Genomic DNA, 22,321 nt, shown 5'->3' with positions numbered 1-22,321 from the left:
GCGCGCCGCGTGGTGATGCTGTGTTTAACACCCGCCACTCTGCGCAACAATGGTGGTCATGGACCTCGGACTGAGCGATCGCGTCTACATCGTCTCCGGTGCCTCGACCGGCCTGGGGCTGGCGTGCGCGCGGTCGCTGGCCGACGAGGGGGCCCGCCTGGTGCTCTCCGCCGTCGACGGCGACGAGCTCAAGGCCGTGGCCGGCGGCATCGGCGACCCGGACCGCATGCTGCTCGTGCCCGGGGACGTGGCCGAGCCGGGCACCGAGACGCGCCTGGTGGCCGCGGCCAACGCGCGCTTCGGGCGCCTGGACGGCGCCGTCGTCTCGTGCGGCACCGCGCCGAGCTCGTCGGTGCTCGAGGCCAGCGACGCCTCGTGGCGCGAGGCGTTCGAGGCGAGCATGCTGGGCCCGCTGCGCCTGGCGCGCTCGGTGGCGCGGGCGGCCACCGGCGAGGGCGCCTCCGTGGTGCTGCTGCTCTCGAGCACCGTGCGCAGCCCCGCGCCCGAGGCCGGCGTCGCCAACGGCCTGCGCCCCGGGCTGGCCATGGCCGCCAAGGCGCTGGCCGACGAGGTCGGCCCGCGCGGCATCCGCATCAACAACGTGCTGGTGGGGCACGTCGAGTCCGACCCGCCGCTGGAGCTGGAGGAGCGCACCGGTGCGGAGGAGGACGACCTGGACGCCGTGCCGCTGCGCCGTGCCGGGCTGCCGGACGAGTTCGCCCGCGCGGCGGTCTTCCTGCTCTCGCCCGCCGCGTCCTACGTCACCGGCGCGTCGCTGACGGTCGACGGAGGGGCCGACCGCTCGCTGTGAGCAGCCGGCCCCCGCACCTGCCCGCCCGCCCCGGCGCGGACCCGTGCGTCCTCAGCTGGCCTGCTGCTCGGCCTGCTGCTCGGGCTGCCGCTTGGCGCGGCCGCGGGTCGCCCCGCCCCTGCTGCGCAGCGACACCTCGCTCTCGCTGAGCAGGCGGTGCACGAAGCCGTAGGAGCGACCCGCCTCCTCGGCGAGGGCGCGGATGCTCTTGCCCTCCGCGTACCCCTTGGACAGCTCTTCGGCGAGCTGCGCGCGTTCCGTCCCGTTCAACCGGGACCCCCGCTTGACCGTCTCGGCCACCCCGACCTCCTCCACGTCGTCGCCGATCCCCCACCATGGTCACCACCCGTGGCGGGATCGGCCACTCGAACGGGCCGACGCGTCAGGTGCGCGCCCGCCGGGCGCGGGGCGCGGCGGGGCCTCAGGCCAGCGAGACCAGCTCCGCGTAGGACGCGTTCCACAGGTCCTCCACGCCGTCGGGCAGCAGCACGACGCGCTCGGGCTCCAGGGCCTCCACCGCGCCCTCGTCGTGGGTGACGAGCACCACGGCGCCCTCGTAGTGGCGCAGCGCGTCGAGGATCTCCGCGCGGCTGGCCGGGTCGAGGTTGTTCGTCGGCTCGTCCAGCAGCAGCACGTTGGCGCTGGAGACGACCAGGGTGGCCAGCGCCAGGCGCGTCTTCTCCCCGCCGGACAGGACGCCGGCGGGCTTGTCGACGTCGTCGCCGGAGAAGAGGAAGGAGCCCAGCACGGTGCGCACCCGGGTGTCGTCCAGGTCCGGGGAGGCCGAGCGCATGTTCTCCAGCACGGTGCGCTCCACGTCCAGCGTCTCGTGCTCCTGGGCATAGTAGCCGATCTTCAGCCCGTGCCCGGGCACGATCTCGCCGGAGTCGGGCGCCTCGACGCCGCCGAGCATGCGCAGCAGCGTCGTCTTGCCCGCGCCGTTCAGGCCCAGGACCACCACCCGGCTGCCGCGGTCGATGGCCAGGTCCACGCTGGTGAAGATCTCCAGCGAGCCGTACGACTTCGACAGCCCGCGGGCCGTCAGCGGGGTGCGGCCCGAGGGCGCGGGCTTGGGGAAGCGCAGCTTGGCGACCTTGTCCTGCACCCGGACGTCCTCCAGGCCGCTGACCAGCCGCTCGGCGCGCTTGGCCATGTTCTGCGCCGCCACCGCCTTGGTCGCCTTGGCGCGCATCTTGTCGGCCTGCGCCATGAGCGCGCCGGCCTTCTTCTCGGCGTTGGCGCGCTCGCGCTGGCGGCGCTTCTCGTCCGTCTCGCGCTGCTTGAGGTAGTTCTTCCAGCCCACGTTGTACAGGTCGATCGTGGCGCGGTTGGCGTCCAGGTGGAAGACGCGGTTGACGACCACCTCGAGCAGCTCGACGTCGTGGCTGATGACGATCAGGCCGCCGCCGTAGCCCTTCAGGTGCTCGCGCAGCCAGGCGATGGAGTCGGCGTCGAGGTGGTTGGTGGGCTCGTCCAGCAGCAGCGTCTCGCTGGCCGAGAAGAGGATGCGGGCCAGCTCCACGCGGCGGCGCTGACCGCCCGAGAGGGTCTTCAGCGGCTGCTCGAGGATGCGCTCGGGCAGGTTCAGGTTCGCGCAGATGCGCGCGGCCTCGCTCTCGGCGGTGTAGCCGCCCATGGCCACGAAGCGGGCGTCGAGCTTGGCGTAGCGGTCCATGGCGCGGTCGCGCACCTTCGCGTCCTCGCTGGCCATCTCCTGCTCGGCGCGGCGCAGGCGCGCGACGACCTCGTCCAGCCCGCGGGCGGAGAGGATGCGGTCGCGCGCGAGCATCTCCGGGTCGCCGGCGCGCGGGTCCTGCGGCAGGTAGCCGATCTCCCCGGAACGGGTCACGGAGCCGGCCGCGGGCTGCGCCTCGCCGGCGAGGACCTTCGTCAGGGTGGTCTTGCCGGCGCCGTTGCGGCCGACGAGGCCGATGCGGTCGCCGGCGGCGACGCGGAAGGTCACGCCCTCCATGAGGAGCCGTGCCCCCGCGCGAAGCTCGATGTCGGTGGCGACGATCACGTGGGCAGCTCGCAGCGATGAGGTGGGACGGGGACCCCTCGATCGTACGCGGCGCGCGCCCGGTGTCAGGACCCTGCCGATCGCGGCGGCGGGCTCCTCGAGGGTCCCGCGGCGCTCGCCGCGGTCGGCTAGCGTCCCGGGCATGGTCCCCTCCGCACCCCAGCCGGCCACCCCCGCGCCCGCGCGCACCCGCAGCACCGGCGTGCGCCGCCCGGTCAACGCCGCCACCGGCACCGCCCTCGTCGCGGTCTTCGCCGCGGTGCTGTGCGCCCTGGCCGTCGCCGGCGCCGTGCCCGTGGGCGTGCTCGCGGTCCCCATCACGCTGCAGACGCTGGGCGTCATGCTGTGCGGCGCCGTGCTGGGCCCCTGGCGCGGTGCGGCGGCCGCGGCGGTGTACCTGCTGCTGGGCTTCGCCGGGCTGCCGGTCTTCGCGCAGGGCGGCAGCGGGCTGGGCGTGCTGGCCGGGGCCAGCGCCGGCTTCCTGCTCAGCTACCCGCTGGCCGCCGCGGTCACCGGCGCGCTGGTGCGCCCGGCGGCGCGCGCCGGCCGCCGCTGGGAGGTCCCGGGCCTGGTCGCCGGCTGCCTGGTCGGCGGGATCGTCGTCGTCTACGCCGGTGGCGTCCCCGGCATGGTCCTCAACGGCGGTCTCGACTGGGGCACGGCGCTGCGCGCCTGCCTGCCCTTCCTGCCCGGGGACCTGCTCAAGGTGCTGCTCACCGTCGTGGTGGCCGCTCCGGTGCTGCGGGCGTTCCCGCGGCTGCACGCGAAGGCGTGAGGCGCGCGCCGCGACGCCCGCGGCCCCCGCGCGCGCCCGCGTGATCCGGCTGGCCGGCGCAGGGGTGCGCGCGGGCGAGCGCGTGGTGCTGCACCCGGTGCACCTGGAGCTGGGCGAGCCGTCGGTGGCGCTCGTGGGCCCCAACGGCTCGGGCAAGTCCACCCTGCTGCGCCTGCTCAACGGCCTGGTGCTGCCCTCGGAGGGCGCGGTCAGCGTCGACGGCATGGACACCGAGGAGGACCTGGCCCGCGTGCGCCGCCACGTCGGCTTCGTCTTCCCCGACCCCGACGCGCAGCTCGTCATGCCCACCCCCGCCGAGGACGTGGCGCTGTCGCTGCGGCGCACCGGCGTCCCGCGCGCCCGGCGGCGCGGGCGCGCCCTGGAGCTGCTGCGGGCCCAGGGGCTGGGCGACCTCGCCGACGCCGGGGTGCGCGAGCTGTCCTCGGGCCAGCGCCAGCTGCTGGCGCTGACGGCGGTCCTGGCCACCGCCCCGGCGGTGCTGGCCTGCGACGAGCCCACGACGCTGCTGGACCTGCGCACCTCCCGGCGCGTGGCGGACCTGCTGCTGTCCTGCGCCGCGCAGCTCGTCGTGGCCACCCACGACCTGGACCTGGCGCGTCGGACGCGGCGGGCGCTGTGGCTGGAGGAGGGTCGCGTGGTGGCCGACGGTCCGGCCGACGAGGTCGTGGCCGCCTACGCGGCGGCGGCGTGAGCGCGCTGCGCGCGGCCCGCCTGGAGGGCACCGGCCGGGCGGCGCACCCGCGGCGGCGGGCGCGCCGGCGCGGGCTGGACGTCGAGCCGCCGCTGCTGGGCCGCTACGTGCCCGGTCGCTCGCCGCTGCACCGCGCGGGCGCCGGCGCCAAGCTGGCCGGTCTGGGCGCCACCGCGCTGGTGGCCGGGCTGGTGCGCTCGCTCGCGCCCGCGGCGGTGGCCGCACCGGTGCTGCTGGTCCTGGTGGCGGCCGTGGCCGCGGTGGCGGTGGCCTGCGGGCTGGGCGCCGGGCTCCTGCTGACCCAGCTGCGCCGCACGGCGTGGGTCCTGCTCGCGCTGGGCGCGGTGCAGTGGTGGCTGGAGGGTCCGCTGCGCGCCGTGGTGGTCCTGGCCGCGGTCGTCGCCTGCGTGTGGGCGGCGGCCACGGTGACCGCCACGACGCCGGTGGCGGCGGTCCTGGACGCGGTGGTGACCGGCCTGGGGCCGCTGCGCCGGGTCGGTGTGGACCCCGGGCGGGTGGCGCTGCTGCTGACCCTGGCGGTGCAGAGCATCCCCGTCGTGGTGGGCCTGCTGGGGCAGTCGCGGGCCGCGGCGGCCGCACGCGGTCTGGAGCGCGACCTGCGCGCGGTGCTGGTGCCCACGGCGGTGCGCGCCGTCGCGCACGCGGAGGCCCTGGCCGAGGCCCTGGCCGCGCGCGGCCTGGACGCCGGCCTGGACGACCCGGACGACGACCCGGACGACGACCCGGACGACGACGCGGACGGCGCCCGGGGCGATCACCCGGACGCGCCGCGGGGCCGGTCACCCGGACCGCGGTGACCGGCCCCGCGGGGCGCGCCCGGTCGCGTGGACCGGGTGGGCTGCTCAGACGTTGAAGCCGAGGGCGCGCAGCTGCTCGCGGCCCTCGTCGGTGATCTTCTCCGGGCCCCACGGCGGCATCCACACCCAGTTGATGCGGTGCCCGGCGACGACGTCGGTCAGCGCCTGCTCGGTCTGCTCCTCGATGACGTCGGTCAGCGGGCACGCCGCGCTGGTCAGCGTCATGTCGATGGTGGCGACGTTGTCGTCGGAGACGGTCAGCCCGTAGATCAGGCCCAGGTCGACGACGTTGATGCCCAGCTCGGGGTCGACGACGTCCTTGAGGGCCTCCTCGACCTCCTCCAGCGCGGCCGGGACGGGGCCGGTCGCGGCGGTGGGCTGCGCGGGGGCGGCGCTCTCGGTGATCTCGGTGGTGTCGCTCACGAGGACCTCCCGGTCTCAGGCGCGGGTGAGGAAGCGGTCGTAGCCGCTCTCCTCGAGGGAGTGGGCCAGCTCCGGGCCGCCCTGCTCGGCGACGCGGCCGTCGACGAAGACGTGCACGAAGTGCGGCTCGATGTAGCGCAGGATCCGCGTGTAGTGCGTGATGAGCAGCACGCCGGGCGCGGTCCTGGCCAGGGCGCGGTTGACGCCCTCGGAGACGATGCGCAGCGCGTCGACGTCGAGGCCGGAGTCGGTCTCGTCGAGGACGGCGAACTTCGGCTTCAGCAGCTCCATCTGCAGGATCTCGTGGCGCTTCTTCTCACCGCCGGAGAAGTGCTCGTTGACGTTGCGCTCGGCGAAGGTGGGGTCCATCTTCAGGTCGTCCATCGCCTGCTTGACGTCCTTGACCCAGGTGCGCAGCTTCGGCGCCTCGCCGTCGATCGCGGTCTTGGCGGTGCGCAGGAAGTTCGACACCGTCACGCCGGGGACCTCGACGGGGTACTGCATGGCCAGGAACAGCCCGGCGCGGGCGCGCTCGTCCACGCTCATGGCCAGCACGTCCTCGCCGTCCAGCGTGATGGAGCCGCCCGTGACGGTGTACTTGGGGTGCCCGGCGATGGAGTACGCCAGGGTGGACTTGCCGGACCCGTTCGGGCCCATGACCGCGTGCACCTCGCCCGACTTCAGGGTCAGGTCGACACCGCGGAGGATCTCCTTGGTGCCGCCGTCGGCCTCGTCGACCGTGACGTGCAGGTCGCGGATCTCCAGGGTGGGCATCAGTTCTCCTCGGTGCTGCTCGTGCCGGCCGGCGGGGTCGCGGCGAGCTCGGTCTCGATGGTGGTCATGAGGCGCTCGGAGATCTCCGGCACCCCGATGCGCTCGACGATGCTCGCGAAGAAGCCGCGCACGACCAGGCGGCGGGCCTCCTCCTCGGGGATGCCGCGGGCCTGCAGGTAGAAGAGCTGCTCGTCGTCGAAGCGGCCGGTGGCCGAGGCGTGGCCGGCGCCGACGATCTCGCCGGTCTCGATCTCCAGGTTGGGCACGGAGTCGGCGCGCGCGCCGTCGGTGAGGACGAGGTTGCGGTTGAGCTCGTACGTCTCGGTGCCCTCGGCGGCGGCGCGGATGAGCACGTCGCCGATCCACACCGCGTGCGCGGCCTCGCCCTGCAGGGCGCCCTTGTACTCCACGTAGCTCTTGCAGTTCGTGGCCTCGTGGTCGACGAACAGGCGGTGCTCGAGGTGCTGGCCGGCGTCGGCGAAGTACACGCCCAGCGCCTGCGCGTCGCCGCCGGGGCCGGCGTAGCGCACGTTGGTGGACACGCGCACCGCCTTGCCGCCGAGGCTGACGGCGATGTGGCGCACGGTCGCGTCGCGCCCGACGAGCACGTCGTGCTGGCCGACGTGCACGGCGTCGCCGTCCCACTCCTGCAGGCTGACCACCGTCAGGTCCGCGCCGTCGCCGGCGCGCACCTCCACGCCGCCGCGGTGGGCGCCGGAGCCGGTGTGGCTGAGCACGACCAGCGCCCTGGCGTGGTGGCCGGCCTCGACGACCACGTGCCCGGAGGTCGTGGTGCCGGCCGTGCCGCGCACGCCGACCAGCACGGGTGCGTCCAGCTCCGCCTCGGCGGGCACGGAGACCAGGTGGGCCTCGCCGGTGGTGGCCCAGCCGGCGGCCGCGGCGCGGTCGCCGGGGGTGAACGCCGTGCCGGCGCCGACCTCGGCCGGGGTGCCGGTGCGGTGCACCACGACGTCCGGCGCGCTGACCTGGACCTCGGCGACCCCGGCGCCCCCGGCGCCCGCGCCGGGCCCGGCCTCGAAGAGGGGGGCGAACTCGCGCAGCGGCGAGAACTTCCACTCCTCCTCGCGCCCGGTGGGCACGGTGAAGTCGGCGACGTCGAAGGACGTCACGCGCTCGGCGCGGCTGGCGTCGGGCACGATCCCGCCGCCGTGGCTGTGCGCCCGCGCGGTGTTCGCCGGCGTGGTGGTCGTGGGATCGCTCCCCGGACCGGTGGTCGTCTCGTCGACGGCGGTCATCAGCCGACGGCCCCTTCCATCTGCAGCTCGATCAGGCGGTTCAGCTCCAGCGCGTACTCCATGGGCAGCTCGCGCGCGACGGGCTCGATGAAACCACGCACGATCATGGCCATCGCCTCGTCCTCGGCCATGCCGCGGCTCATGAGGTAGAAGAGCTGGTCGTCGCTCACCTTCGAGACGGTCGCCTCGTGCCCCATGACGACGTCGTCCTCGCGGATGTCGTTGTAGGGGTAGGTGTCCGAGCGGGAGATCGTGTCCACCAGCAGCGCGTCGCAGCGCACGGTGGAGGCGGAGTGGTGCGCGCCCTCCAGGACCTGGATCAGGCCGCGGTAGGAGGTGCGCCCGCCGCCGCGCGCGATCGACTTGGAGACGATCGAGCTGGCGGTGTGCGGGGCGGCGTGGACCATCTTCGCGCCGGCGTCCTGGTGCTGGCCCTCGCCGGCCATGGCGATCGAGAGCGTCTCGCCCTTGGCGTGCTCGCCCATGAGGTAGACCGCCGGGTACTTCATCGTCACCTTGGAGCCGATGTTGCCGTCGATCCACTCCATGGTGGCGCCCTCGGCGGCCGTGGCGCGCTTGGTCACCAGGTTGTAGACGTTGTTGGACCAGTTCTGGATGGTCGTGTACCGCACGCGGGCGTTCTTCTTCACGACGATCTCCACGACCGCCGAGTGCAGCGAGTCGGACTGGTAGATCGGCGCGGTGCAGCCCTCGACGTAGTGCACGTACGAGCCCTCGTCCGCGATGATCAGCGTGCGCTCGAACTGGCCCATGTTCTCGGTGTTGATCCGGAAGTAGGCCTGCAGCGGGATGTCCACGTGGACGCCCGGGGGCACGTAGATGAACGAGCCGCCCGACCACACCGCGGTGTTCAGCGAGGCGAACTTGTTGTCGCCGACGGGGATGACGGAGCCGAAGTACTCCTTGAAGAGCTCTTCGTGCTCGCGCAGGCCGGTGTCGGTGTCGACGAAGACGACGCCCTTCTCCTCCAGGTCCTCGCGGATCTGGTGGTAGACGACCTCGGACTCGTACTGCGCGGCCACGCCGGCGATCAGGCGCTGCTTCTCCGCCTCCGGGATGCCCAGGCGGTCGTAGGTGTTCTTGATGTCGGCCGGCAGCTCGTCCCAGCTGGTGGCCTGCTTCTCCGTGGAGCGCACGAAGTACTTGATGTTCTGGAAGTCGATGCCGGTCAGGTCCGAGCCCCAGTTCGGCATGGGCTTGCGGTCGAAGAGCTTCAGCGCCTTCAGGCGCAGCTGCAGCATCCACTCCGGCTCGGACTTCTTCGCCGAGATGTCGCGCACGACCTCCTCGGAGAGCCCGCGGCGCGCGCTCGAGCCGGCGCTGTCGGGGTCCGCCCAGCCGTAGCGGTACTTGCCCAGGCCCTCGAGCTCGGGCGGCCCGGCCAGGGTGTCGGGGGTGGTGTCGGACACGGTGTCGGTCACGGTCGTCGTCCTTCCGTCGGCGTCCGGATCCCCGCGGCGGGGGCGGCGAGGTGGTCCTGCTGGTCGGTCTGCTGGTCGGTGCGCTGGTCGGTGCGCTGGTCGGTGCGCTGGTCGGTGCGCTGGTCGGTGCGCTGGTCGCTCTGCCCGGGCGGCCGCTCGCGCGGCGCGGCCGGGGGCCCGGCCGCCTCGTGCGGCACGTAGCTGGTGCACACGTGCTCGCCGTGGGCCAGCGTGGCCAGGCGCTGCACGCGCGCGCCCAGCACGCGCTCGAAGGCGCGCCGCTCGGCCTCGCACAGCTCGGGGTGGGCCTCGGCGACGCGGCGCACGGGGCAGTGCCCCTGGCACAACTGCGTCCCCTCGGCCGCTGTTCCGCGCCCGACGGGGCGCGCGGAGGCGGAGTGGCCCTGCGCGGTCAGCGCCGCGGCGAGGTCCCGGACCCGCTCGGGCAGCGGGGCCGCGGGGTCCACCGCGGCGGCCAGGCGCTCGCCCAGCGCGGCGAAGCGCCGCTCGGCGAAGCCGGCCACCGCGCCGGGCCCGCCGACCTCGGCCAGGTGGGCCAGGGCGGCCACGGCCATCTCGTCGTAGCCGGAGACCATCGCGTCGTGGCCGGCGCTGGAGACGACGAACTCGCGCGCCGGGCGGCCCCTGCCGCGCCGGCGCGCCGGGCTGGGCTCGCGGGTCTCCAGGTCGCCGGCGGCGACCATGGCGTCCAGGTGGCGGCGCACGGCGGGGCCGGTCAGCCCCAGCACCTCGGCGACGCGGGCGGCGCTGACGGGGCCGAGCTCGGCGACCGCGGCGTGCACGCGGGTGCGGGTGCGCAGGTCGGCAGCGCTGGGCGCACCCCCGGTGCGCGTCGCCCGGGGTGAGGTGAGCCTCACCATTTCCACAACGTCCATGTTACCTAATTCGCCCCGCGCGCCCCACCCGGGGTCCCGGCGCCGGGGGGTGAGCCGGGACACGTCCTCGCGGGAGCGGCGGCTACTACCGGGGCTCGTAGAATCGTGCCCCGTGGCCGCCCCCTCCCCCTCCGCCCGCGTGCCGGACCGCGCCGCCGACCCGGACCTGGCGGTGGAGGCGCGCGAGCTGCGCAAGGCGTTCGGCGGCACCACCGTGCTGGACGGGCTGAGCTTCACCGCCCGCCGCGGGCGCGTCACCGCCCTGCTGGGCCCCAACGGCGCGGGCAAGACCACCACGGTGGCCTGCTGCGAGGGCCTGCGCCGCGTCGACTCCGGCACGCTGCGCGTGCTCGGCCTGGACCCGGCCGCCGACGGCGCCGCGCTGCGCCCGCGCGTGGGGGTGCTCCTGCAGGACGGCGGCCTGCCCACCGGTGCCGGCGCGCTGGAGGTGCTGCGCCACGTCGCCGGCCTGCACGCGGACCCGCTGCCCGTGCCCGCCCTGGCCGAGCGCCTGGGCCTGGGCGCCTTCGCCCGCACCCGCGTGCGGCGCCTGTCCGGCGGGCAGCGCCAGCGCCTGGCGCTGGCGTGCGCGCTCGTGGGCCGCCCCGAGCTGCTCTTCCTCGACGAGCCCAGCGCCGGGCTGGACCCGCAGGCGCGCCTGGCGGTGTGGGAGGTCGTGCGCGCCGCGCGCGACGCCGGGGTGGCCGTGGTGCTGACCACCCACCTGATGGAGGAGGCCGAGCGCCTGGCCGACGACGTGGTCGTCGTCGACCACGGCCGGCGCGTGGCCGCCGGCTCCCCGCAGGAGCTGACCCGCGGCGCCGCGGCGCTGACCTTCTCGGCCCCCTCGGGCCTGCCCACGGCCTCGCTGGCCGCCGCCCTGCCGGCCGGCGCCGTGGTCGCCGAGCCGGAGCCGGGCCGCTACGTGGTCACCGGCGTGCCGGCCGACCCGCGCACCGCCGCCACCGTGACCTCCTGGTGCGCCACCCACGACGTGCTGCCCCAGGGGCTGGGCGCGGCCCGCCGTACCCTCGAGGACGTGTTCCTCGACCTGACCGGCCGGACGCTGCGGTGAGCGGCGCGGAGCTGGCCGCCTCCCCCGGGCGCAGCGGCGAGCGCCCCGCCGCGCCCGCCCTGGACCTCGCCCCGCGCGGCGGCGCGGCGCCCTTCCCGCGCCGCACCGCCCGCCAGGCCGGGCTGGAGGCGCGGGTGGCGCTGCGCAACGGCGAGCAGCTGCTGCTGACGCTGGTGCTGCCGGTCATCGTGCTGGTCGCGGCCGTGCGCGCCACCGCCGTGGACCTCGGCGACGGCCCGCGCCCGGCGCTGGCGCTGGCCGGCGTGCTGGCGCTGGCGGTGGTCTCCACCGCCTTCACCGGCCAGGCCATCGCCACCGGCTTCGACCGGCGCAACGGCGTGCTGCGGCTGCTGGCGACCACCCCGCTGGGGCGCACCGGGCTGCTGGCCGGCAAGGCCGGCGCGGTCGCGCTGCTGGTGGCCGTGCAGGTGGTCGTGCTGTGCGCGGTCGCGGCGCTGTGCGGCTGGGACCCGGACCCGCTGGGGCTGCTGGCCGCGCTGCCCGCCCTCGTGCTGGGCTCGGTGGCCTTCACCGCGCTGGCGCTGCTGCTGGCCGGCACCGTGCGCGCCGAGGCCACCCTGGCGGCGGCGAACTTCGTGTGGGTGCTTCTGCTGGCCGGCGGCGGGCTGGTGCTGCCCTCCCCCGCGCCGGCGCTGACCTCCGCGCTGCCCTCCGGCGCCCTGGGCACCGCGCTGCGCAGCGCCCTGACCGAGCACGCGGTGGCCGCCGGCCCGCTGCTCGTCCTCCTCGCGTGGGCGGTCGCCGCGACCGCCGCGTCCGCCCGATGGTTCTCCTGGGAGTAGTGAGCACGCCGTGGGTCCGACCCCCGAATCCCCCGCCGCCGAGTCCCCCGCAGCCGCCGTCCACGCGCCCGTCCCCGCGCCCGTCCCCGGTCTCCCCGGCCCCGTGGGCCGCTGGGGGGCGCTCGTGCTGCTGCTCAACGTGCTGGCCGAGAGCCTCATCGTCGTCACCGGCGGCGTGGTGCGCCTGACCGGCTCCGGCCTGGGCTGCCCCACCTGGCCCGAGTGCGTGCCCGGCTCCTACACCCCCGTGGTGGTGCAGGAGGAGGGCTTCCACAAGTGGATCGAGTTCGGCAACCGCACCCTGACCGGCCTCGTCGGCCTCGTCGCGCTCGCCTGCCTGGTCGTGGTGTGGCGCAACCGCCGCCGCGACCTGCTGCCGTACGTCGGCGCCGTCATCGGCGGCATCCTGGCCCAGGCCGTCATCGGCGGCGTCACCGTGCACCTGGACCTGCACCCCGGCATCGTCATGACGCACTTCCTCGTCTCGGTGCTGCTGGTGACCGCCTCGGCCGTGCTGTGGCGCCGCGGCCTGGAGCCGGCCGGCCCGCGCCGGGTGGCGGTGCGCCGGGAGGTGCGCGGCGCCGCGTGGCTGTCGGCGGCGGTGCTCTACGCCGTCGTCGTCGTCGGCACCGTCGTCACCGGCTCGGGCCCGCACTCCGGCGACGCCGACGAGCCGGCCCGCTTCGGCCTGGACCCGCAGTCCGTCAGCTGGCTGCACGCCGACCTCGTCATGGCCTACACCGGCCTGCTCGTCGGCCTCGTGGTCGCCCTGCGGGCCACCGCCGCCCCGGCCCTGGCCCGGCGCGCCTCGGTGCACCTGCTGCTGGTCACCCTCGCCCAGGCCGTCGTCGGCTACACCCAGTACTTCACCGACCTGCCCTGGGTCCTCGTCGCCGTGCACATGGCCGGCGCCTGCGCCCTGGTCGTCTTCCAGGTGCGCCTGCTGTGCGCCCTGACCGTGCCGCGCGGCGCGGACGTGCCCGGCGCGCCCGGCGCGCCCGCCCCGGCCGCCCCGCAGGTCGCCACGGCCTGACGCGCCGCTCCGCCCCCGGACGCCGGCCACCCCCGCGGGGTGGCCGGCGTCCCCGGCCGGGTCCGCGCCCGGGACCGGCACCGGAGTCGGAGCCGGAGCGGCCGTGCGGGGCCGGTGACGGTGGTCGGGGCGCGGCCCGGGGGCGGGCCGCAGCGGACCGCGGGCTCCCGTCGAGCGCGCGCGCCGGGGACGCGCGAGCCCCCGCCGACCGGGAGGTCGACGGGGGCTCGGCGAGAGGCTCGGGAGCGGCTCAGCGCGCCTCAGAGCGGCCAGGGCAGGCGCAGGAACGGGTCCAGGGCCACCGCCAGGGACAGCAGCGTCAGGTACGTGATGGAGCCGTGGAAGACGCCCATGGGGCTGATGCGCTTGAGCTGCTCGGCCGTGCCGGCGTCGCGCCCGCCCGTCTCGCGCTCGAAGCGGCGCGCGCGCTCGTGCAGGCGCAGCGTCTGCGCCAGGAAGCCGGCGCCCAGCAGCAGGGCGGCGACGCCGTAGAGCACCCCGGCGCCGCCCACGGGCACCAGCAGCAGCGAGCACAGCACCATCGCCACGGTGTAGGCCACGATCTGCCGCGAGACGGTCGTGGGGCGCGCCACGACGGGCAGCATCGGCACCCCGGCGTTGGCGTAGTCCTCGCGGTAGCGCACCGACAGGGGCCAGTAGTGCGGCGGCGTCCACAGGAAGATGACGCCGAAGAGCACGAAGGGGGCCCAGTCCAGCCGGCCCGTCACGGCCGTCCAGCCGATGAGCACCTGCATGCAGCCGGCCACCCCGCCCCAGACGATGTTCTGGGAGGTGCGGCGCTTGAGCAGCAGGGTGTAGCCCACGATGTACAGCGCGATCGCGGTCACGGCCAGCACGGCGGAGAGCACGTTGACGAGGGCGACGAACAGGCCCACCGAGGCCAGCCCCAGCACCGCGGCGAAGGCGAGCGCCTGGCGCGGGGTGACCTCGCCGGTGACCAGCGGGCGCCCGGCGGTGCGCTTCATGAGCGCGTCGATGTCGCGGTCGAAGTAGCAGTTCAGCGTGTTGGCGCAGCCGGCGGCGAAGGCGCCGCCGACGAAGGTGGCCAGCACCAGCCCCAGCGGCGGCAGGCCGCCGGCGGCGAAGACCATCACGGGGACCGTGGTGATGAGCAGCAGCTCGATGATGCGCGGCTTGGTCAGCGCCAGGTAGGCCGCCGCGCGCGGGAAGCGGGGGGGTCGGCCGCGCCCGCCCCGCCGGCGTGCCAGCAGGGACCGGGAGTGCGCGGAGGCGCCGGAGGGGCGCGGGTCGACGACAGTCACAGGATCCTCTGGGCGAGGCGGCGGCGGGCAGGGCCGATGCTACGCCTCTATTACGCCGTGTCGTTGTCCGGGGCGCGCCGCGCGGGCGCGCCGGTCCCCGCGGCGCGCGGGGACCGGCCGCGGGCTGCGGCTGCGCGCCCTGCGAGTAGGCTCGGGGTGCAGTGATCCACCGGTCCGCTCCGCCCGCGGGCGGCGGGGTCCGGTGGAGCTGCCGACGACCGCGGGTGACCGGGTCCCGTCGACGCCCGCCGGGCGCGGCGGCCGGCCGCGCCGGGTCCGGTGACGGCGCCGGGGACGAACGACGCAGACGCAGAGCGGACCACGACCGGTCCCCCCACCGCCCCGGCGGCGCTGGACGGTCAGCTGGTTCGCACGGGAGGAGACACGTGAGCCAGCAGAGCCTCGAGTGGAGCGACCTGGACAGCAAGGCGGTCGACACCGCCCGCGTCCTGGCGATGGACGCCGTGCAGCGCGCCGGCAACGGGCACCCCGGCACGGCGATGAGCCTGGCCCCCGTGGCCTACACGCTGTTCCAGAAGCTGATGCAGCACGACCCGGCCGACCCGGACTGGACGGCGCGCGACCGCTTCGTCCTCTCCTGCGGGCACTCCAGCCTGACGCTCTACGTGCAGCTGTACCTGGCCGGCTACGGCCTGGAGCTCGACGACCTGAAGGCGCTGCGCAAGTGGGGCTCGAAGACCCCGGGCCACCCCGAGCACGGCCACACCGCCGGCGTGGAGATGACCACCGGCCCGCTGGGCCAGGGCATCTCCTCCGCGGTGGGCATGGCGATGGCCGCCCGCCGCGAGCGCGGCCTGTTCGACCCGGAGACCCCCGCGGGCCAGAGCCCGTTCGACCACTTCATCTACGTGCTCGCCTCCGACGGCGACCTGGAGGAGGGCGTCTCCAGCGAGGCCTCCGCCATCGCCGGCGTGCAGGAGCTGGGCAACCTCATCGCGATCTACGACCAGAACCACATCTCGATCGAGGACGACACCGCGATCGCACTGGCCGAGGACACCGGCAAGCGCTACGAGGCGTACGGCTGGCACGTGCAGAGCGTGGACTGGACCAACGGCGGCGAGGGCCCCTACCGCGAGGACGTCCAGGCGCTGTGGGACGCGCTGCAGGCGGCCAAGGCCGAGACCGGCAAGCCGTCCATGATCGTCCTGAACACGATCATCGGCTACCCAGCGCCGAACCTGCAGGGCACCGGCAAGTCGCACGGCTCCGCGCTGGGCGAGCCGGAGGTGCGCGCCACCAAGGAGGTCCTCGGCTTCGACCCCGAGCAGACCTTCGAGGTCTCCGAGGAGGTCATCGCCCACACCCGCGCCGCCCGCGAGCGCGGCAGGGCCCTGCGCGAGCAGTGGCAGCCCCGCTTCGACGCGTGGCGGAAGGGCGCCGGCGAGCGCGCCGAGCTCTTCGACCGCGTGAGCACCCGCACCCTGCCCGCCGGCTGGGAGCAGGCGCTGCCGGTCTTCGAGCCGGGCAAGGCGATGGCCACCCGCAAGGCCTCCGGCGAGGTCCTCAACGCCCTGGCCGCCGGGCTGCCCGAGCTGTGGGGCGGCTCGGCCGACCTCGCGGAGTCGAACCTGACGAGCATGAAGGGCGAGCCGAGCTTCCTGCCGTCCAGCCGCACGACGAAGATGTGGGACGGCAATCCCTACGGGCGCACCCTGCACTTCGGCATCCGTGAGCACGCCATGGGCTCGATCCTCAACGGCATCGCGCTGCACGGCGGCACCCGCCCCTACGGCGGCACCTTCCTCGTCTTCAGCGACTACATGCGCCCCGCGGTGCGCCTGGCCTCGATCATGAAGCTGCCGGTGACGTACGTGTGGACGCACGACTCCATCGGCCTGGGCGAGGACGGCCCCACCCACCAGCCCATCGAGCACCTGGCCTCGCTGCGCGCCATCCCGGGCCTGGACGTCGTGCGCCCGGCCGACGCCAACGAGACCGCGTGGGCGTGGAAGACCGTCCTGGAGACGACCGACCGCCCGGCGGGCCTGGCGCTCTCGCGCCAGAACCTGCCGACGTTCGACCGCTCCCAGCCGGGCTGGGGCGCGGCCGAGGGCGTCGCCAAGGGCGCGTACGTGCTCGTGGAGGCCTCCGCCGCCACCCCGCAGGTCATCCTCATCGGCACCGGCTCCGAGGTGCAGATCGCGGTGGCCGCGCGCGAGAAGCTCGAGGAGGCCGGCGTCCCGACCCGCGTGGTCTCCATGCCGTGCCGCGAGTGGTTCGACGCGCAGCCGCAGTCCTACCGCGACACCGTGCTGCTGCCGCAGGTCAAGGCGCGCGTGTCGGTCGAGGCCGGCATCGCCCAGGGCTGGCACGAGCTGGTCGGCGATGCCGGCCGCGTGGTGGGCATCGAGCACTTCGGCGCCTCCGCGGACTACCAGGACCTCTACCGCGAGTTCGGCCTGACGGACGAGGTCGTGGTCACCGCCGCCAAGGAGAGCCTGGCCGGCCTGCAGTGAGCCGTCCCCCGGGGGGGGGGGGGGGCGGGCGGGGGGGGGGGGGGGGGGGGGGGGGGGGGGGGGGGGGGGGGGGGGGGGGCGGGGGGGGGGGGGGCGGGGGGGGGGGGGGGGGGCGGGCGGCGCCCGGCGCGCGCCCCCCCCCCCCCCCCCCCCCCCCCCCCCCCCCCCCCCCCCCCCCCCCCCCCCCCCCCCCCCCCCGCGGGCGGGTCAGGAGCAGAGGCCCGCCGGGGAGCTGGTGGTGCAGCGGTTGCCCTCGACGACGATGCCCTCACCGGGGCCCAGCACGAGCGGCGCGTACGGGGTCGGCTCGCTCACCGAGATGTCGGTGGGGGCGTTGTCGCGGAACACGTTGCCCTTGACGGTGACGAACTCCACGAGGCCGGGCAGCTCCGCGCCGGGCGGGTTCGTGCCGGGCGGGGGCGCGAAGCTGATGAGCGCCACGCCGCCGGAGGGGAAGTTCGTCGGCGCCTGCCCGGCGGGCACGACCGGGCGGTTGCCGGTGAGCGTGTTGCCGGTGACGGTGACGTGGTCGGCGTTGGTGACGGCGATGCCGGTGCCGGAGACGCGCTGGCTGCCGTCGCGGCCCACGAGGCAGTAGCGGGTGTTGTCGGCGACCCGGTTGGACCTCACCGACCAGTCGCCGCCGACCACGTGCCCGGTGGTGTCGGGGATCTCGGTGGCGGAGTCGTCGAACACCAGCACCCCGACGCAGTTGCCGCTGATGCGGTTGTCGCGGATCGTGCCGCCGCGCGACTCGCGGGCGAAGACGCCGATGTTGTAGCCCCTCACGGTGTTGCCGGAGACGGTGGCGCCGGCGCGCTCGGAGTCGCCCACCGAGATCCCGGCGGTGCCGCCGGACACGGGGGCGCTGCGGACCACGCCCTCCTCGACGTTGCCCTTGACGCTGACGCGCTCGGAGTACGCGGCGAGGATCCCGTAGCGCTCGTGGCCGACGCCCCGGGTGTCCTTGACCTCGAAACCCCTCGCGCCCCAGGCGACGACGCCGTTGGCGGGGTGGTTGCGGGTGCCGAGGTCCTTGACGACCACCGGCGCGTCGGGGTCCACGAAGTGCAGCGCGGAGACGTTGTCGGCCAGGGTGGTCGGGTCGTCCTCGTTGTCGACGCGCTCCTGCTCGGCCCAGCAGCCCTCCGCCGCCGGGCCTGACGACGGCACGGCCGGCAGGTCCGCGACGCTGCTCCACTCGGGCCAGGTGATGACGGTGCGGTCCCGGCCGGCCCCCTTGATCGTCAGGCCCTTGCCGCGCACGCAGACGGCCTCCTCGTAGGTGCCCGCGGCGATCCTGATCGTGTCGCCCGAGCGCGCCCGGTCCACGGCCGCCTGGATCGACTGCCCCGGCTGCACGGTCCACGTCGTGCCGCGGCCGTGGTGCCTCCAGCCGTCCGCGGCGGCGACCCCCGCGGGCAGGCTCACGGCGATCAGGCCGCCGGCCACCCCCGCGGCCACCAGTCGCCGCACCGCCCCGCCGTGCGACGTCCGCCCCGTCCTCCGTGCTGTGCGCATGCCGGTCCTCCCGCGTCACGTCGCGCCGCGGGGCCGACCCCCGCGTCGCCGCGAGGATCGTGGCAGCGCCCCGGCACCGCCCGGGGTGCGGACAGCGGCATCGTGCAGGTTCACGACGACCTGCGCCGCGGCCCTGGCCCTCGGGGCCGCCCACGCGGTAGTGCGCCTCACGCGGCGGGGCGCCTCACAGCGGCTGGATGCCGAACGCCTCGGCCAGCTCCCGGATGCGCCGGGCGCGGCCCACGCGCGGCAGGTCCGAGCCGTCGTGCACCACGCCGCCGGACCTCTCGAAGCGCTCCAGCACGTCGCGCGCCCAGGTGGCGTCGGTGGCGGTGGGGCTCATCACCTCGTTGATCACCGGCGCCTGGTCGGCGTCCAGGCACAGCTTGCCCATCATCCCCAGCGACACCGCCACCGAGGAGCCCTCGCGCAGCTCGGGCAGCCCGCCGCCCACCGTGGGCCCGTCGACCGGGCCGGGCAGCCCGCCGATGCGGCTGGCCACGACGAGGCGGCTGCGCGGGTAGGCCATCGCCAGGTCGTCGGCGCTGGCGCCGGTGTCGCGGCGGTAGTCGCCCGAGCCGAACGCCAGGCGGAACGCGCCGCGCGCGCACGCGATGGAGCGCGCCTCCTCGATGCCCAGGGCGGACTCCACCAGCGCCACCACCGGCGTGGTGGCGCCGAGCGCCTCGAAGGTGTCGGTGACCTGCTCGCCGGCCTCGGTCTTGGCCAGCACCACGCCCAGCAGGTTCGGGGTGCCGCGCAGCTGCTCGACGTCGTCGCGCCAGTGGGGGGTAGTGACGTCGTTGACGCGCACGAAGGCGCGCCCGCCGGCGCGCAGCCACGCCACGACGTCGCCGCGCGCGGCGTCCTTGCGGCGCGGGTCGACGGCGTCCTCGAGGTCCAGGACGACCTGGTCGGCGCGCGAGGCCGCGGCCGCGTCGAACAGCTCGGGCCGGGCGGCGTTGACCAGCAGCCACGTGCGTGAGTAGCGCGCCTCGACGACGTGGACAGCCCGGTTCGCGCTCATGTCGCTCTCCTCACCCGGCCGCGGCCGGACCCGCGCGCCGGCCGGCTGCCGGCCCGCACCGTGCCGACCGTAGCGGCCCGGCCACCCGCGGCGGGGGGCGCACCGCGTGAGGTGGCGCACGCGCCGGGGACGCCGACGGCCCCGGAGCGCGGTGCTCCGGGGCCGTCGGCGGGGCGGTCTCAGCCGCGCGCGCCCAGCCGGTCCGTGCGCTGCCCGGCGTCCTCCACCGCGCCGGTCGCGTGCCCGGCGTGCCCGGCGTGCCCGGCGTGCCCGGCGTGCCCGGCGTGCCCGGCGTGCCCGGCGTGCCCGGCGTGCCCGGCGTGCCCGGCGTGCCCGGCGTGCCGGCCGCGCGGGGCGGTGGCCTCCTCGCCGAGGGCGGCCTCGATGGAGGCCTCGTCCAGGCCGAGGTCGCGCAGCTCCTCCACCGCCGCGTCCAGCGCCGCCTCCCGGCGGGCGGTCTCGTCGGCCAGGTCCGCCACGGCGCGCTGGGCGGCCTTGGCCGCCTGCACGCCGCTGCGCACGCGCTCGGCCAGCTCGCCGGCGGCCGGCGCGTCGGCCGGCACCCCCGTCAGCTGGGCGGGGCGGTCGCGCTCCTGCGCCGGCTCCACCGCGCCGCCGGCGGCCTGCACCGGGGCGGCGGGGGAGTCGGCGGCGGCGGCCGCGGCCGGGGTGCCGGAGCGCAGGGGCAGCGAGGGCAGGAACAGCACCGTCACCAGGCCGGCCACCATCACCAGGGCGGCGACCAGGTAGATGAGGTTGGCCGAGTCGGTGAAGCCCACCCGGAAGGGGTGGCTGAGCACGGCGGGCAGCGAGGAGAGCACCGAGGTGTCGTCGCCGGCGCGCGCCACGACCTGCTGCAGGCCCTGCGGGTCCAGCTGCGCCTCGCGCAGCCCGGCGGCGAAGGCCGGGTCGCCGGCGGCCGCGCGGTACTCGCGGGAGACGTTCTCGCCCAGGGTGGAGAAGAGGATCGAGAGGAACACCGCGGTGCCCAGGGTGCCGCCCATCTGGCGGAAGAAGGTCACCGAGGAGGTGGCCACCCCGATCTCGCGCGGGTCGGCGGCGTTCTGCACGGCCAGGATGATCGGCTGCATGTTGCCGCCCAGGCCCCAGCCCATGACGACCATGACGAGCATCGTCTGCCACACCGGGGTGTCGGCGCCCACGCGGCTGAAGAGCAGCAGGGCGACGACCATGAGGGCGGTGCCGGCCACCGGCAGCGGCTTGTAGCGGCCGGTGCGGGCGATGAACTGCCCGGAGAAGGCGCTGGCGGACATGATCCCGACCACCAGGGGCAGCATCTGCAGGCCGCCGACGGTGGGCGAGGAGCCCTTGACCACCTGCAGGTACTGCGGCAGCACGGCCATCGCGCCGAACATGCCCATGCCCAGCACCGCGCTGGTCAGGCTGCCGACGACGAAGGTGCGCCCGCGGAAGACGCGCAGCGGCAGCAGGGCGTCGTCGCCGAGGGCGCGCTCGGCCAGCACGAAGGCCAGCAGGCCCACCACGCCCAGGCCGTAGCAGGCCAGCGCCCGCCCGGAGCCCCAGCCCCAGCTGCGGCCCTGCTCGGCGACCACGAGCAGCGGCACCAGGCACAGCACCAGGGCCAGCGCCCCGGGCCAGTCGACGCGGTGGCGCGCGGTGCGCCGCGGCAGGCGCAGGTTGCGCACGACCACGGCCATGGCCAGGGCGCCCAGCGGCACGTTGATCCAGAAGATCCAGCGCCAGCCGGCCACGCCGAGGAGGGAGTCCTGGCCGGAGAAGAAGCCGCCGGCCACCGGGCCGAGCACGCTGGAGACGCCGAAGACGGCCATGAACCACGCCTGGTACTTGGCGCGCTCGCGCGCCGGGACCACGTCGGCGATGATCGTCAGGGCCAGCGACATCAGGCCGCCGGCGCCCAGGCCCTGCAGCGCGCGCCAGGCCGCCAGCTCGTACATCGAGGTGGAGATCCCGCACAGCGCCGAGCCGACGACGAAGATGCCGATGGCGGCGATGAAGAACGGACGGCGCCCGTAGGTGTCGGAGAGCTTTCCGTACAGCGGCGTGGAGATCGTCGAGGTGATCAGGAACGCCGTCGTGGCCCACGCCTGCAGCGAGAAGCCCTGCAGGTCGTCGGCGATGGTGCGGATGGCGGTGGACACGATCGTCTGGTCCAGCGCGGCGAGGAACATCCCCAGCAGCAGGCCGGACAGGATCGCCATGATCTGCCGGTGGGTGAGGGTGGCGGGTCCGCCGGTGCCGTCGGGCCCCGACGGGCCGGCCGGCCGGGTGCCGGCCGTGGTGCTGCTCATGCGTTCTCCTGCTCGGTGCTGGCGGTGGGGTGGGGGTGGGCGGCACGGGGCTGCGCGATGCGCGGCTGCGCGGCGCCGGGCTGCGCGGTGCGGGGCTGCGCGGTGCGGGGCAGCGCGGGGCAGGGCTGGGCGGCGGCCGCGGGGCCGGCCTCGGTGCGGACCTGCTCCAGGCCGTCGGTGAAGCGGGTCAGCAGCCGCACGAAGGTGCCCAGCTCGTCGTCGTCCCAGCTCTCGACGGCGCGCGCCAGGCGCTCGTGGCGCCGCTCGAGGGTGGTGGCGACCACGGCGCGGCCGGCGGCGGTGACCGCCAGCCGGGAGGCGCGGCCGTCGTCGGGGTCGCGCCGGCGCTCCAGCAGCCCCTGCCGCACCAGCTCGGCGGTCTGCCGGCTGATCGTGGAGGGGTCGGTGCCGAGGCGCTCGGCCAGCTCGCCCACGCGCTGGTCGCCGGTGTGGGCGACGACCAGCAGGACGGTGTGCATGGCCCGGTCGGCCTCGGTGCTGCCGCGGGCGTCCTGCGACTTCAGCGCGTGCAGGGTCCGCACGCTGCGGGCGACCTCCTCGCCCAGGACGGGCAGCAGGTCGCCGCGGCGCGCGCCGGGGGCGGCGCCGGTCGCGGCGGGGGCGTGGTGGGGCATCGGGCTCCGTGCGGGGTCGTGGCCGTCCCGCGCTGCGCGCGGACGGCATCCGTGGTGGGGTGCTCGTGGACCCGGTGGTCCGTCGGGCGGTCCGCGCGGGGGTGCTGCGCGGGGGGCCGTCCGGGGGTGCTCCGCCGGCCCCGGACGGCGTGTCGCGCGGCGTCGGGGGGGCCCGGCCGGCTTAAGACCCCGCCCCCCCCCCCCACAAAAAACCCCCAAACCCCCCGCCCCACCAAAAATAAAACA

At 75.9% G+C, this 22,321-nt stretch carries 20 protein-coding genes; 8 read left to right on the top strand and 12 right to left on the bottom strand.

The window, feature by feature from the left end:
- The first annotated feature begins 58 nt into the window (after window positions 1-58).
- Window positions 59-811: an SDR family oxidoreductase gene (locus ACRYMN_RS11905; protein WP_432495257.1), complete on the top strand. Its 753-nt coding sequence runs from the start codon at window positions 59-61 to the stop codon at window positions 809-811.
- A gap of 51 nt (window positions 812-862) precedes the next feature.
- Here the strand turns inward: ACRYMN_RS11905 and ACRYMN_RS11900 are convergent, their stop codons facing one another.
- Window positions 863-1,111 (bottom strand): helix-turn-helix domain-containing protein, encoded by a 249-nt coding sequence (locus ACRYMN_RS11900; protein ID WP_432495255.1) that lies wholly within the window; start codon window positions 1,109-1,111, stop codon window positions 863-865.
- Between the two features lie 121 nt (window positions 1,112-1,232).
- The gene (locus tag ACRYMN_RS11895) at window positions 1,233-2,831 is read right to left on the bottom strand and encodes an ABC-F family ATP-binding cassette domain-containing protein (protein ID WP_432495253.1); all 1,599 of its coding nucleotides are present in this window, start codon (window positions 2,829-2,831) and stop codon (window positions 1,233-1,235) included.
- 142 nt (window positions 2,832-2,973) lie between these two features.
- Here ACRYMN_RS11895 and ACRYMN_RS11890 point away from each other — a divergent pair, with 142 nt between their 5' ends.
- The 3 genes from ACRYMN_RS11890 to ACRYMN_RS11880 are packed head-to-tail and all read left to right on the top strand — an operon-like array spanning window position 2,974 to window position 5,136.
- Window positions 2,974-3,606 carry a biotin transporter BioY gene (locus tag ACRYMN_RS11890; RefSeq protein WP_432495251.1) on the top strand — a complete coding sequence of 211 codons (633 nt, stop codon included), beginning with the start codon at window positions 2,974-2,976 and terminating at the stop codon, window positions 3,604-3,606.
- 40 nt (window positions 3,607-3,646) lie between these two features.
- Entirely contained in the window at window positions 3,647-4,318 is a 672-nt protein-coding gene (locus tag ACRYMN_RS11885) for an energy-coupling factor ABC transporter ATP-binding protein (RefSeq protein WP_432495249.1), read from the top strand.
- Window positions 4,315-5,136 (top strand): CbiQ family ECF transporter T component, encoded by an 822-nt coding sequence (locus tag ACRYMN_RS11880; protein ID WP_432495247.1) that lies wholly within the window; start codon window positions 4,315-4,317, stop codon window positions 5,134-5,136. Before ACRYMN_RS11885 ends, ACRYMN_RS11880 begins: the two co-directional genes overlap by 4 nt.
- Before the next feature lie 45 nt (window positions 5,137-5,181).
- Here ACRYMN_RS11880 and ACRYMN_RS11875 read toward each other — a convergent pair whose 3' ends face one another.
- From ACRYMN_RS11875 to ACRYMN_RS11855, 5 genes are all read right to left on the bottom strand, one after another.
- A complete protein-coding gene (locus ACRYMN_RS11875; protein WP_432495341.1) occupies window positions 5,182-5,481 on the bottom strand; it encodes a metal-sulfur cluster assembly factor in 300 nt (99 codons plus the stop codon).
- A gap of 93 nt (window positions 5,482-5,574) precedes the next feature.
- On the bottom strand, window positions 5,575-6,333 hold the full coding sequence (gene sufC, locus ACRYMN_RS11870) for a Fe-S cluster assembly ATPase SufC (protein WP_432495245.1): 759 nt from the start codon (window positions 6,331-6,333) through the stop codon (window positions 5,575-5,577).
- Window positions 6,333-7,589, bottom strand: coding sequence for a Fe-S cluster assembly protein SufD (gene sufD / locus ACRYMN_RS11865; protein ID WP_432495243.1), 1,257 nt, complete (start codon window positions 7,587-7,589; stop codon window positions 6,333-6,335). Before sufD ends, sufC begins: the two co-directional genes overlap by 1 nt.
- Window positions 7,589-9,019 carry a Fe-S cluster assembly protein SufB gene (gene sufB / locus ACRYMN_RS11860; protein ID WP_432495339.1) on the bottom strand — a complete coding sequence of 477 codons (1,431 nt, stop codon included), beginning with the start codon at window positions 9,017-9,019 and terminating at the stop codon, window positions 7,589-7,591. Before sufB ends, sufD begins: the two co-directional genes overlap by 1 nt.
- Window positions 9,020-9,027: 8 nt before the next feature.
- Window positions 9,028-9,912, bottom strand: coding sequence for a helix-turn-helix transcriptional regulator (locus ACRYMN_RS11855; protein WP_432495337.1), 885 nt, complete (start codon window positions 9,910-9,912; stop codon window positions 9,028-9,030).
- A gap of 127 nt (window positions 9,913-10,039) precedes the next feature.
- Between ACRYMN_RS11855 and ACRYMN_RS11850 the strand changes: the two genes are divergently transcribed.
- The 3 genes from ACRYMN_RS11850 to ACRYMN_RS11840 all read left to right on the top strand — a co-directional run bounded on the left by ACRYMN_RS11850 (window position 10,040) and on the right by ACRYMN_RS11840 (window position 12,838).
- Window positions 10,040-11,002: an ABC transporter ATP-binding protein gene (locus tag ACRYMN_RS11850; RefSeq protein WP_432495241.1), complete on the top strand. Its 963-nt coding sequence runs from the start codon at window positions 10,040-10,042 to the stop codon at window positions 11,000-11,002.
- Window positions 10,999-11,805: an ABC transporter permease gene (locus ACRYMN_RS11845; RefSeq protein ID WP_432495239.1), complete on the top strand. Its 807-nt coding sequence runs from the start codon at window positions 10,999-11,001 to the stop codon at window positions 11,803-11,805. Before ACRYMN_RS11850 ends, ACRYMN_RS11845 begins: the two co-directional genes overlap by 4 nt.
- A 103-nt stretch (window positions 11,806-11,908) precedes the next feature.
- Window positions 11,909-12,838: a COX15/CtaA family protein gene (locus ACRYMN_RS11840; RefSeq protein WP_432495237.1), complete on the top strand. Its 930-nt coding sequence runs from the start codon at window positions 11,909-11,911 to the stop codon at window positions 12,836-12,838.
- A 260-nt stretch (window positions 12,839-13,098) separates the two neighbouring features.
- Here the strand turns inward: ACRYMN_RS11840 and ACRYMN_RS11835 are convergent, their stop codons facing one another.
- Window positions 13,099-14,121 (bottom strand): heme o synthase, encoded by a 1,023-nt coding sequence (locus ACRYMN_RS11835; RefSeq protein WP_432495235.1) that lies wholly within the window; start codon window positions 14,119-14,121, stop codon window positions 13,099-13,101.
- Between the two features lie 386 nt (window positions 14,122-14,507).
- Here ACRYMN_RS11835 and tkt point away from each other — a divergent pair, with 386 nt between their 5' ends.
- The gene (tkt, locus tag ACRYMN_RS11830) at window positions 14,508-16,601 is read left to right on the top strand and encodes a transketolase (protein ID WP_432495233.1); all 2,094 of its coding nucleotides are present in this window, start codon (window positions 14,508-14,510) and stop codon (window positions 16,599-16,601) included.
- A gap of 207 nt (window positions 16,602-16,808) precedes the next feature.
- On the opposite strand, the gene ACRYMN_RS11825 is transcribed toward tkt, so the two are convergent.
- The 4 genes from ACRYMN_RS11825 to ACRYMN_RS11810 form a co-directional block, all read right to left on the bottom strand.
- Window positions 16,809-18,077: a right-handed parallel beta-helix repeat-containing protein gene (locus ACRYMN_RS11825; protein WP_432495231.1), complete on the bottom strand. Its 1,269-nt coding sequence runs from the start codon at window positions 18,075-18,077 to the stop codon at window positions 16,809-16,811.
- Window positions 18,078-18,306: 229 nt separating this feature from the next.
- Complete coding sequence (locus ACRYMN_RS11820) at window positions 18,307-19,149, bottom strand: HpcH/HpaI aldolase/citrate lyase family protein (RefSeq protein WP_432495229.1); 843 nt, start codon at window positions 19,147-19,149, stop codon at window positions 18,307-18,309.
- 179 nt (window positions 19,150-19,328) lie between these two features.
- A complete protein-coding gene (locus ACRYMN_RS11815) occupies window positions 19,329-21,440 on the bottom strand; it encodes an MDR family MFS transporter (protein WP_432495227.1) in 2,112 nt (703 codons plus the stop codon).
- Window positions 21,437-22,075: a MarR family winged helix-turn-helix transcriptional regulator gene (locus ACRYMN_RS11810; RefSeq protein WP_432495225.1), complete on the bottom strand. Its 639-nt coding sequence runs from the start codon at window positions 22,073-22,075 to the stop codon at window positions 21,437-21,439. The genes ACRYMN_RS11815 and ACRYMN_RS11810 overlap by 4 nt, the downstream gene beginning before the upstream one ends.
- Between the last annotated feature and the right edge of the window lie 246 nt (window positions 22,076-22,321).

The organism is Kineococcus gypseus, assembly GCF_050871305.1.
GTDB lineage: Bacteria > Actinomycetota > Actinomycetes > Actinomycetales > Kineococcaceae > Kineococcus > Kineococcus gypseus.
Note: the sequence above shows the minus strand (reverse complement) of the source record. Positions and strands in the feature narration are given on the sequence as shown.

Excerpts from the sequence above, each read along its gene's own strand:
- sufD (WP_432495243.1), bottom strand. The coding sequence starts at position 7,589 with ATGACCGCCGTCGACGAGACGACCACCGGTCCGGGGAGCGATCCCACG.
- ACRYMN_RS11810 (WP_432495225.1), bottom strand. The coding sequence starts at position 22,075 with ATGCCCCACCACGCCCCCGCCGCGACCGGCGCCGCCCCCGGCGCGCGC.
- sufC (WP_432495245.1), bottom strand. The coding sequence starts at position 6,333 with ATGCCCACCCTGGAGATCCGCGACCTGCACGTCACGGTCGACGAGGCC.
- ACRYMN_RS11905 (WP_432495257.1), top strand. The coding sequence starts at position 59 with ATGGACCTCGGACTGAGCGATCGCGTCTACATCGTCTCCGGTGCCTCG.
- ACRYMN_RS11855 (WP_432495337.1), bottom strand. The coding sequence starts at position 9,912 with ATGGTGAGGCTCACCTCACCCCGGGCGACGCGCACCGGGGGTGCGCCC.
- ACRYMN_RS11820 (WP_432495229.1), bottom strand. The coding sequence starts at position 19,149 with ATGAGCGCGAACCGGGCTGTCCACGTCGTCGAGGCGCGCTACTCACGC.
- ACRYMN_RS11815 (WP_432495227.1), bottom strand. The coding sequence starts at position 21,440 with ATGAGCAGCACCACGGCCGGCACCCGGCCGGCCGGCCCGTCGGGGCCC.
- ACRYMN_RS11890 (WP_432495251.1), top strand. The coding sequence starts at position 2,974 with ATGGTCCCCTCCGCACCCCAGCCGGCCACCCCCGCGCCCGCGCGCACC.